The organism is Nonomuraea sp. NPDC054003, from assembly GCF_055585125.1.
On record NZ_JBVJKR010000014.1, the window covers coordinates 249,439 to 258,994 of the forward strand.

Below are 9,556 nucleotides of genomic sequence, written 5' to 3' on the forward strand. Positions count from 1 at the left end.
GGAACTCGAGTCCCGCTGCTCAGAGCAGATCTGCCCCAAGCGGATCGTGTCGACCTCGGTCCGGATCGCCTCACATGATGGGCTCATGAGCGGAGAATCGAATCTTCCACTGTTCAATTCGCGGGTCAGACGCGAGCTCTACGACCAGCGCGTGCTCGTTCTCGACGGCCCTCTCGATGACGACAACGGGACACTGCTGGCCACGCAACTGATAGCGCTCGCGACGCAGGACGCCTCGGCGGACATCGCATTGTGGATTCACTCGCCGGGTGGGTCGGTTCCCTCGATGCTCGCGATCCGCGACATCATTCGACTCATTCCCTGTGACGTGTCGACCCTCGTGCTGGGCATCGCTTACAGCGCCGGGCAGTTCTTGCTGTCATCGGGCGCCCGAGGGAAGCGTCGCGCCCTGCCACACGCACGTGTCCTGATGCACCAGGGCTCGGCGGGAATCGGTGGCACCGCAGTCGACATCGAACTGCAGGCCGGCGACCTTCGGCATACTCGCGACACAGTGCTCGGCCTCATCGCCGAGGACACGGGGCAGTCCGTCGAGCGCATATTCGAGGATTCTCTGCACGATCGCTGGTACACGGCGCGAGAGGCACTGGACTACGGCTTCATAGATGCGATCGTGCAAAATTTCGACGAAATCGCGCCGCGCAATCGCCCACGGCTCGGATTCGACGTGACCGAAGGAGGCGGCCAGTGAGCACGTATACGATTCCCAATGTCATCACGCAGAATTCTCGTGGCGAGCGCATCATGGATGTCTACTCGCACCTGCTCACCGAGCGGATCATCTATCTGGGCACCGCGATCGACGCGGGCGTCGCCAACGCTCTCATCGCCCAGCTGATATTTCTCGAGTCGGACAACCCCGATGCCGAAATACAGTTCTATATCAACTGCGAAGGCGGGGATCCGAGCGCGATGCTCGCGATATATGACACCATGCGTCATATCCGCCCCCGGGTTTCGACCACCTGCGTCGGACAGGCCGTCGCGGTGGGTGCCGTCCTTCTTGCCGCGGGCGCCGAAGGAAAACGTGCCGCTCTCCCGCACGCACGAGTGATCCTGCACCAACCAGCCGCTCAGGGACGCGGTACGATCCCCGATCTCATCTTGCAGGCTGACGAGGTCGTCCGTGTCCGAGCAGACATCGAGCGCATACTGTCGCGGCACACCGGCCAGACGATCGAGACCCTACGCGCCGACACCGATCACGATCGCGTGTTCACCGCGACCGCTGCCTTGGAGTACGGACTTCTCGATCAGATCATCGAGGAGCGTTCTTAGGCCGGTGGATGACCCGGGCAAGCCACGCTACGCGGCCAGAGCATACGCCGCCGAGCAGGTAGCACCTCTCGACGTGCTGTTCTGAGCAGACCGCAAGCTCTCGGCAACGGCGAGGGTCAGATCGACCAGGGTCACATCCAGCGCGCCGGCGACCGCAGCGATCATTTCGCTCGACGGCTCTTTGACGCCTCGTTCCATCTCGGAGAGATACTGCGGCGAGACCCCGGCGCGACGTGCCGTCTCGCTCAACTTCTCGCCCCGCTCGTGACGAAGGCCTCTGAGACACTCACCGAGCGCGTGCCGCCACAGCGGCTCGCGCTCCGGAGACGGCTTGGAGTTGGTCCGATCGATCGCTGAACGTAGCGGCGGGATGGAAGGGGCCATGCCTCACCTTAGACAGGTGCCGCGTTCGAAGTCGGCCTGATCCGCGCAGAGCGGAATAGTCCCCGTCTCCTCCGGTCCGGCCGACGGCGAATCACGCGGCGGTTCTCTCTGTGGTCGTATGACGTTGACCGCAGGTCAGGCTGTTCACGCCGACGCCGTCCAGCGCCGGCTCGTCCCCGGCCATGGGGTGAAGGTCGTCGAGCATTCCCGGATGGTCATGGTCGGCAATTGGTCTTCCGCCGAACCGGTCCGTGGCGTCGTGGGTTCGGCAAGGGAAAGATCCGCCTGTCGCATGAGGGATGAAGGCGAACATCAAGCCGCCGGCAGCCGATGAGACGGTGCCAGTGGAGGAACTGCACGACCGATCGGACCCGCTGGACGGAACCTCCCGGGGCGAGCCCCCAATTTCAGGCGATGGCAGCGTCGTCAAACTAAAACCGGGCGGCATTCAACCCTTGGCACCAGGGCGCGGCTGAGATGTTGCGCGGACGAGGTGCGTCCGCCGCGCTCCGGCAAGCCGGGCGAGGCGGCCGATAGACCGGCTCGGCGAGGTGGCGGGGCCCTCCGCGAATGGCCGTGGAGGGTATTGCGCGGACCCTGCCTCGTCGCGCCTCACATCCCTCAGCGGGTGAGCGAGGACTGCCAGTGATCCGAACGCGAGCTTGTCTGCTGGTAATCCCGCGTGCAGTGCTCGGCTCACCCGCCGGGGCCTTCCTCGTCGTTCAGCTGTGGACGCCGACCCAGAGCATCGCCGACACGTCTGGACGCGGGGGTTGAGCGTCAGGATCTGCCAGACGGCCAACGTGATGTCCTGATGGCGAAGCCGGCGCGCCGGAGGCGCGCGGCTGGAAGCACAGCCCGAGCGAAGCGAGGACCTTGCCCTGGTCGAGTGGCAGATGAAGATTGGTGGAGTGTGATCGCGTGAGGCGGCATTGCCGTATCTCTCTGCTGTACAGCCGTTACCCGGGATCAGCCGGTGAAAAAAGGGAGCCCTGTCGTGTTCGGCGGTACCGGGCGGTCGAGCTTCTCGGTGAGCTTCCGATCAATTCCACCGTGCCTTCGTCACGCATGATCGAGAGCCAGCGCCGTACGGTCTGATCGGTCAGGCCGGTACTCCGGGCCAGTTCGGCTCGCGAGAGGGTTTCGTCACCAAGCGCGTCCAGTAGTTGAGGGCGTCGATCGCTCCGTGTCGATGCAGGTGCTTCCCCAGGGAGAGGGCGGTGCCTCCGCTGGGACAACTCGTACTGCGCCCATCGCCTGCTCCCGGTCTGGGTCACTAGTTCACGTGCCACCAGATCCCCCAGTTCGGCCGTAGCCACGCGCGAGTCCACACCGGTCGTGCTCCGGTAGGAACGGTTATCCAGGATCTCTCGATTTCGGAGCATCGCCAGCGCGATGCACTGACTGCCAGAGAGGCCTCCTTCGCCCAAACTTTCGATCCACCTCACGACTTCCTCGTTCAGCAAAGCGTGGTTGGGGATGGTAACGATGAAGGAGGACACACGGTCTTCGAACTGCGGCGGACTCATCCCGGCCGCCCGGAGGGCGGAGACCATGGCGCGGATTCCAGAGCCCCGGTTCTCACAAACCATCCGGGTCTCACCCGGAAGAGGAACGTCCTCAAGCATCCTCATCAGCGTCGCGTTGCGTGCGGAAGAAATCCCTTCGTCGGTGAGATTGTCGATGGTCACCGGGCCGAACAATCCGCCAGGGCTTCGAATCGTCAGCCTGTCCGGGTACATCTCAATCTGAATCTGAGTACCCCGGGCGGCGCTGGACAGATCCCGGTGTACGAGCGCATTCACCACGGCTTCCCGAAGTGCGGTCTCCGGGTACTCCCAGACGTCCTCTCGGCCGACTCCTCCGATGACTGCCCTCCTGGACATATTTCGCCGGATCGCAGCCAGCGCGTCGCGGACCATGATGGGGATGGGTCCTTCGACGGTGAGGTTGTCCAGAAAGCGAGTGCCAGTGGCTGATGGTTGGCCGGTGACCGAGGGGTAATGCACGAAGCTGATCATCAGTTGGGGGAGATACTCCTGCGGGTAGGAGCCGAGCGCGAGCAGGGCTGCCAGGGAGAGCGTTTCCGTGCCGTCGTGTCCGGCTACCAGAATCCTGGCTCGTCTCAGCAGGTCGTCACGGTCAAGATCTGCAAAGGCATGAGGCCTGTTGGTACGGAGTCTTGCGATGAACGACTCCAGGGCGATCGGATCAAGAAGCTGGAGGCCGGTTCCTGAAATGGCCTGCTCGTCCTCACGAGGCTGCCCGCGTGAGGACAGCATGATTTGGACCTCGTAGCTCGACAGTCGCCGATCCCCATCGCCTACGCGTACGAAGCTGCCCTTGGTCATCCCGGCACCTTTGTAGAAACACGGTCGCTGGGCCGGATCCAGTTCGGGGACTTCTGCCACGATGATCTTCACACCTTCGAAGTCGTGGACGCGGATCAACGGCCGCAGAGCAGGTTCCATGTCAGTGGAGCAGAGCGAGGCCAGGTCGTTGGAAAGCTTTGAAGCATCACGTACACCCGTTGCTGAGAATCCCGTGCTCTCGCTCAGGCCCAGGATGAGCACACCACCGTGAGTGTTGGCGAAGGCAGAGAGCGTCTCCCGGATCGTCTTCGGCAGCTCGCGCTGGGACTGCTTCACTTCTACGTCGGAGATGTCCCCGCCGAGAACGCGGAGGTTGGCAATGATCTCGGAGAGCTCTTCGTCGAGCACGTTGTACTCCCTGAGCAGCGCGGACGAGCATGCTAGTTAGCATGCTAGTTAGCATGCTTCGGCTAGATAACAGGAATCACCAAGCCAGGTACCTGAACAGAGGGCTTTCTCGGCTCTCGTCCACCGGAGGCACCGGGATGTAGCTGTATACATCGGCTGTACAAGCTCCAAGAGACCGCATCCGGATCAATGAGGGCGCCCCAGCTCATTCTTACGCGAAGCGCCCACGTGAAGACCTTCTTGCGGGACCGAATGCATGCACAGGAAAGAACGCCCGAGAGGAGCGAGGATCATTGGGGCGATCCCGCAGGAGCACAGCGAGCGTGTGGAGAACAGTTGACGCTGTAGCTGTACAAGATCGAAAAGGCCACTTCCCGATCACGGGACGTGGCCTTCGACGTGCTGTGGAGCCTAGGAGATTCGAACTCCTGACTTCCTGCTTGCAAAGCAGGCGCTCTGCCAGCTGAGCTAAGGCCCCTTCGAACAATGAAGATAGCCTACCGAACCGGCGCCGGTATCCGCGCGCCTCCCAGGTCGCCGCTCAGGATCAGCTCCGGGAGTGCGCCGACGGACGGTAACACGTGGGTGGCGCCGCCGCCGACGAGGCGGTCTCGGCTGTGGCCGCTGTCGGTGAGGATGCCGGCCACGACGGCGGCGCCGGCGCGGTGGCCGGCGAGCATGTGGCTCTCGGAGTCACCGGCGACGGCCACCTGACGGACGTCGGGGATGCCGAGGCGGAGGACGGCGTGCAGGACCATGTCGGGCCAGGGGCGGCCGCGGCCGCCCGCGTCTTCGGGGCTGATGGCCAGGTCGATCTTGTCGTGCCAGCCGAGGATGCCGAGGACGCGGCCGAGGGTGGTGCGGCTGAAGCCGGTGAGCAGGGCCAGCCGGATGTCGGAGCCGCGGAGCTTGTCGAGGACCTCGACGATGCCGGGGGCGGGGGTGAGGCCGGAGCGTTCGAGGGCGCCTTCGTAGGCGCGCTCGAAGGTCAGGTTGGCGGCCTGAGCCCGGGCCTCGTTCTCGGGGAAGATGCCCCGGAAGACGTCGATCTTGGGTTGCCCCCGGGACCGGTGCACGTGCACCATGGCACGTGCGTACGCTCCGGTCCCGGGGACTATGCCCTGGGTGGCGATCGCCTCGGCGAACGCGCGCTCCACCGTGGCGATGTCGCCGACCGTGGTGCCTGCCAGGTCCAGGCACACCAGCTTGATGGGGACGATGTCACTCATCGCCTCGCCGGTCGGTTAGTTCTCGCTACCGGTCGCCTCGGTCCAGAGATCGAGCTCTGCCCGATCGGCCTGCACCTTGCGCCAGATCAGCAACCCCCCAAGGGCGACCAGCGCCAGAACAAGCAGCTTCTTCACTGTGTGACCCCACTTCTTCGACGGTCTCGCCCGCTGGGCAAGACCCAACGGATGCTTTGCAGCCTAGCAAGGGATGGCGGCGGTCCCCGTGTTTGCGCGGACCAGATGTCGGATTGTTCAAGGAACACGCGGCGCCGAGGATTGACATACCCCCTAGCCGTATATATCGTCCTCCACATACCCCCTCCAGGTATGCACAGCCAGGGTCAAGACATACCCTAGGGGGGTACGGTGTTAGACTCGATACAAGGCATCACGTACGAGCATATGAAGGAGCATGCGATGAGCACCGCCACCTACACCGTCAAGGGCATGACCTGCGGCCACTGCGTGAGTTCCGTCAAGGAGGAGGTCGGCGAGGTGGCCGGCGTGACCTCCGTCGACGTGGACCTCAAGAGCGGCCGGTTGACCGTGGTCAGCGACGGTCCTGTCAATGAGGCGGAGATCAGCGGCGCGGTCAAGGAGGCCGGCTACGAACTGGTGGGGGTGTCATGAGAACGGCAGGCCGGTTGGGCCTCTACGGCGCCGGGCTCGCGGTGGTCTTCGCCGCGGCGCTGGGCGCCGGGAGCGCGGCGGGCCAGATCGGGCCCGCCCCCGGCCCGACCGGCCGTACGGCGGAGCAGGTGAAGCAGGGAGAGACGGCCATGGACCACGGAACCGGTGAGCAGGCCGAGAACGGCCAGGGTGAGCAGGCCGAAGACGGCCACACCGACAGCGGACACTCAGGCGCTACGGATACCCCCGGGGGGCTCCAGGTCTCCCAGGACGGCTACACCTTCACCCGCCTCGCCACCGACGACCCCGACGACTTCCGCTTCACCGTCGACGGCCCCGGCGGCAAGCCGGTGACGGAGTTCGACGTCGAGCACGACAAGAAGCTGCACCTCATCGTCGCCTCCCGCGACCTGACCATCTTCCGGCACCTCCACCCGGAGATGGCCGCCGACGGCACCTGGCGCGTGAAGCTCCCCCTGGACGAGCCCGGCCCCTACCGTGCCTTCGCCGACTTCAAGCCCACCGGCGCCGACAAGCTGACGCTCGGCCTCGACCTGCAGGTGCCGGGCGACTACCGCCCGCGCGAGCTCCCGCACGCGAGCACCGAGGCGCGGACCGGTGACTACACTGTGAGCCTCGCCGGGAGCCTGGAGCCCGGCCGGTCGAGCAAGCTGACGCTCAAGGTGAGCAAGGACGGCAAGCCGGTGACCGACCTGGAGCCCTACCTCGGCGCCTACGGACACCTGGTGGCCCTCAGGGCAGGCGATCTCGCCTATCTGCACGTCCATCCTGAGGAGACCGGCAAGGCGGGCCCGGAGATCACGTTCTTCGCCGAGGTGCCCAGCACCGGCTCCTACCGCCTGTTCCTGGACTTCAAGCACGACGGCAAGGTGCGCACCGCGGCCTTCACGGCCGAGACCGGACCGCACGGCCACTGACGCCTGAGAGGAGAAGGGTGATGACATCACTCACCGACGGCCGCGGGGGCGCGGTCGAGCTCTCGATCGGCGGCATGACGTGTGCTTCCTGCGCCAACCGGATCGAGCGCAAGCTCAACAAGCTCGACGGCGTCACGGCGACGGTCAACTACGCGACCGAGAAGGCCAAGGTCACCTTCCCCGCGGACCTGGACCCGCGAGCGCTGGTCGAAGAGGTGGCGAAGGCCGGTTACACGGCCGAGCTGCCCGACGAGCGACCCAAGGAAGAAGCGGAGAAGCCGGACAACAGCCTGCGCGACCGGCTGATCGTCGCGGTGGTGCTGAGCGTCCCGGTGGTGGCCATGGCCATGATCCCGGCGCTGCAGTTCCGCTACTGGCAGTGGCTGTCGCTGGCGCTGGCCGGGCCGGTCGTGGTGTACGCGGGCTGGCCGTTCCACAAGGCGGCCTGGACGAACCTGCGTCACGGCACCGCCACCATGGACACGCTGGTCTCGATGGGCACGCTCGCGGCCTTCGGCTGGTCGCTGTGGGCGCTGTTCTTCGGCACGGCCGGGATGCCCGGCATGGTCCACCCGTTCGAGCTGACGATCCAGCGCACCGACGGCGCCGGCAACATCTACCTTGAGGCGGCGGCCGGGGTGACGGCGTTCATCCTGGCCGGGCGCTACTTCGAGTCGCGGTCCAAGCGGAAGGCCGGGGCGGCGCTGCGGGCGCTGATGGAGCTGGGCGCAAAGGACGTGGAGCTGGCCGACGGCCGCCGCGTCCCGGCCGACCTGCTCAAGGCGGGCGACCTGTTCGTGGTCAGGCCGGGCGAGAAGATCGCGACCGACGGCGTGATCGAGGAAGGCACGTCCGCCGTCGACGCCTCGATGCTGACCGGCGAGTCCGTGCCGGTCGAGGTGCGGCCGGGCGACGCGGTGACGGGCGCGACGGTGAACGCGGGCGGCCGGCTCGTCGTCCGCGCCACCCGGGTCGGCGCCGACACCCAGCTGGCGCAGATGGCCAGGCTGGTGGAGGAGGCCCAGACGGGCAAGGCCGAGGTGCAGCGGCTCGCCGACCGCATCTCGGGCGTGTTCGTACCGATCGTGATCGCGCTCGCCGTGGGCACGCTCGGGTTCTGGCTCGGTACGGGCAACGGCGCGGGCGCGGCGTTCACCGCGGCGGTGGCGGTGCTGATCATCGCCTGCCCGTGCGCGCTGGGGCTGGCGACGCCGACGGCGCTGCTGGTCGGCACCGGCAGGGGCGCGCAGCTCGGCATCCTGATCAAGGGCCCGGAGGTGCTGGAGTCCACCCGCAAGGCGGACACGATCGTGCTCGACAAGACCGGCACGGTCACCGAGGGCCGGATGACGCTCACCGAGGTCCACGTCGCCGAGGGCGAGGACGAGGCCGAGGTGCTGCGCCTGGCCGGCGCGCTGGAGCACGCATCCGAGCACCCGATCGCCCAGGCCGTGGCCAGGGCCGCCCGGTCGGACGCCACGGTCGAGGACTTCGCGAACGTCGAAGGGCTCGGCGTGCAGGGCGTGGTCGACGGGCACGCGGTGCTGGTCGGCCGGCCCAGGCTGCTGGAGGAGTGGTCGCAGCACCTCACCCCCGAGCTCGTGGAGGCTCTGGAGCAGGCGCAGGCCGCGGGCCGCACCGCGGTCGCGGTCGGCTGGGACGGCCGGGCCCGTGCCGTGCTGGTGGTGTCCGACGTGGTGAAGCCCACCAGCGCGGAGGCGGTCACGGAGCTGAAGCGGCTCGGCCTCACCCCGGTGCTGCTGACCGGCGACAACGAGAAGGTCGCCCGCGCGGTGGCGGCCGAGGTGGGCATCGACGAGGTGATCGCCGAGGTGCTGCCCGCGGACAAGGTCGAGGTGGTCAAGCGCCTGCAGGCCGAGGGCAAGGTCGTGGCGATGGTGGGCGACGGCGTCAACGACGCGGCCGCGCTCGCCCAGGCCGACCTCGGGCTGGCCATGGGCACCGGCACCGACGCGGCCATCGAGGCGTCCGACCTGACGCTGGTCCGCGGCGACCTGCGGGTGACGGCCGACGCCCTGCGCCTGTCGCGCAGGACGCTCGCCACCATCAAGGGCAACCTGTTCTGGGCGTTCGCCTACAACGTGGCCGCGCTGCCCCTGGCCGCGATGGGGCTGCTCAACCCGATGATCGCGGGAGCCGCGATGGCGTTCTCCAGCGTGTTCGTGGTGAGCAACAGCCTGCGGCTGCGCGCTTTCAAGTGAGACCGTCCGTCGCGGGGGGGGGGGGGGGGGGGGCCCCCCCGGGGGGGGGGGCCCCCGGGGGGGGGGGGGGGCCCCCCCCCCGGGGGGCGGGGGGTGGACAAGCTGTGGGTGGGGGGGGGGGGGGGGGGGGGGGC

At 67.0% G+C, this 9,556-nt stretch carries 9 protein-coding genes and 1 tRNA gene; 5 read left to right on the top strand and 5 right to left on the bottom strand.

The features are described from left to right. Positions 1 to 85: 85 nt before the first annotated feature. The gene (locus ACZ6YG_RS33405; protein ID WP_219546818.1) at positions 86 to 712 is read left to right on the top strand and encodes a ClpP family protease; all 627 of its coding nucleotides are present in this window, start codon (positions 86 to 88) and stop codon (positions 710 to 712) included. After that, positions 709 to 1,299: a ClpP family protease gene (locus ACZ6YG_RS33410; RefSeq protein ID WP_219546817.1), complete on the top strand. Its 591-nt coding sequence runs from the start codon at positions 709 to 711 to the stop codon at positions 1,297 to 1,299. Before ACZ6YG_RS33405 ends, ACZ6YG_RS33410 begins: the two co-directional genes overlap by 4 nt. A gap of 27 nt (positions 1,300 to 1,326) precedes the next feature. Here the strand turns inward: ACZ6YG_RS33410 and ACZ6YG_RS33415 are convergent, their stop codons facing one another. The 5 genes from ACZ6YG_RS33415 to ACZ6YG_RS33435 form a co-directional block, all read right to left on the bottom strand. Continuing rightward, the gene (locus ACZ6YG_RS33415; RefSeq protein ID WP_466020207.1) at positions 1,327 to 1,683 is read right to left on the bottom strand and encodes a helix-turn-helix domain-containing protein; all 357 of its coding nucleotides are present in this window, start codon (positions 1,681 to 1,683) and stop codon (positions 1,327 to 1,329) included. A 959-nt stretch (positions 1,684 to 2,642) separates the two neighbouring features. Continuing rightward, a complete protein-coding gene (locus ACZ6YG_RS33420; protein WP_466020208.1) occupies positions 2,643 to 4,403 on the bottom strand; it encodes an ATP-binding protein in 1,761 nt (586 codons plus the stop codon). A 405-nt stretch (positions 4,404 to 4,808) separates the two neighbouring features. Further along, positions 4,809 to 4,881: transfer RNA gene (locus ACZ6YG_RS33425), tRNA-Ala, on the bottom strand. 19 nt (positions 4,882 to 4,900) lie between these two features. Next, on the bottom strand, positions 4,901 to 5,632 hold the full coding sequence (locus ACZ6YG_RS33430; protein ID WP_148035898.1) for an HAD family hydrolase: 732 nt from the start codon (positions 5,630 to 5,632) through the stop codon (positions 4,901 to 4,903). A gap of 15 nt (positions 5,633 to 5,647) precedes the next feature. Then, positions 5,648 to 5,767, bottom strand: coding sequence for a DLW-39 family protein (locus ACZ6YG_RS33435; RefSeq protein WP_013130296.1), 120 nt, complete (start codon positions 5,765 to 5,767; stop codon positions 5,648 to 5,650). Between the two features lie 282 nt (positions 5,768 to 6,049). Between ACZ6YG_RS33435 and ACZ6YG_RS33440 the strand changes: the two genes are divergently transcribed. Genes ACZ6YG_RS33440 through ACZ6YG_RS33450 form a run of 3 tightly spaced genes read left to right on the top strand, consistent with a single transcriptional unit; the run spans position 6,050 to position 9,422 of the window. After that, a complete protein-coding gene (locus ACZ6YG_RS33440) occupies positions 6,050 to 6,262 on the top strand; it encodes a heavy-metal-associated domain-containing protein (RefSeq protein WP_148035899.1) in 213 nt (70 codons plus the stop codon). Continuing rightward, complete coding sequence (locus tag ACZ6YG_RS33445) at positions 6,259 to 7,200, top strand: hypothetical protein (protein WP_466020209.1); 942 nt, start codon at positions 6,259 to 6,261, stop codon at positions 7,198 to 7,200. Before ACZ6YG_RS33440 ends, ACZ6YG_RS33445 begins: the two co-directional genes overlap by 4 nt. A gap of 20 nt (positions 7,201 to 7,220) precedes the next feature. Continuing rightward, complete coding sequence (locus tag ACZ6YG_RS33450; RefSeq protein ID WP_466020210.1) at positions 7,221 to 9,422, top strand: heavy metal translocating P-type ATPase; 2,202 nt, start codon at positions 7,221 to 7,223, stop codon at positions 9,420 to 9,422. Positions 9,423 to 9,556 lie beyond the last annotated feature (134 nt).

Bases quoted from the DNA above. Each gene is read 5' to 3' on its own strand.
- ACZ6YG_RS33405 (WP_219546818.1), top strand. From the start codon at position 86: ATGAGCGGAGAATCGAATCTTCCACTGTTCAATTCGCGGGTCAGACGC.
- ACZ6YG_RS33415 (WP_466020207.1), bottom strand. From the start codon at position 1,683: ATGGCCCCTTCCATCCCGCCGCTACGTTCAGCGATCGATCGGACCAAC.
- ACZ6YG_RS33430 (WP_148035898.1), bottom strand. From the start codon at position 5,632: ATGAGTGACATCGTCCCCATCAAGCTGGTGTGCCTGGACCTGGCAGGC.
- ACZ6YG_RS33440 (WP_148035899.1), top strand. From the start codon at position 6,050: ATGAGCACCGCCACCTACACCGTCAAGGGCATGACCTGCGGCCACTGC.
- ACZ6YG_RS33445 (WP_466020209.1), top strand. From the start codon at position 6,259: ATGAGAACGGCAGGCCGGTTGGGCCTCTACGGCGCCGGGCTCGCGGTG.
- ACZ6YG_RS33450 (WP_466020210.1), top strand. From the start codon at position 7,221: ATGACATCACTCACCGACGGCCGCGGGGGCGCGGTCGAGCTCTCGATC.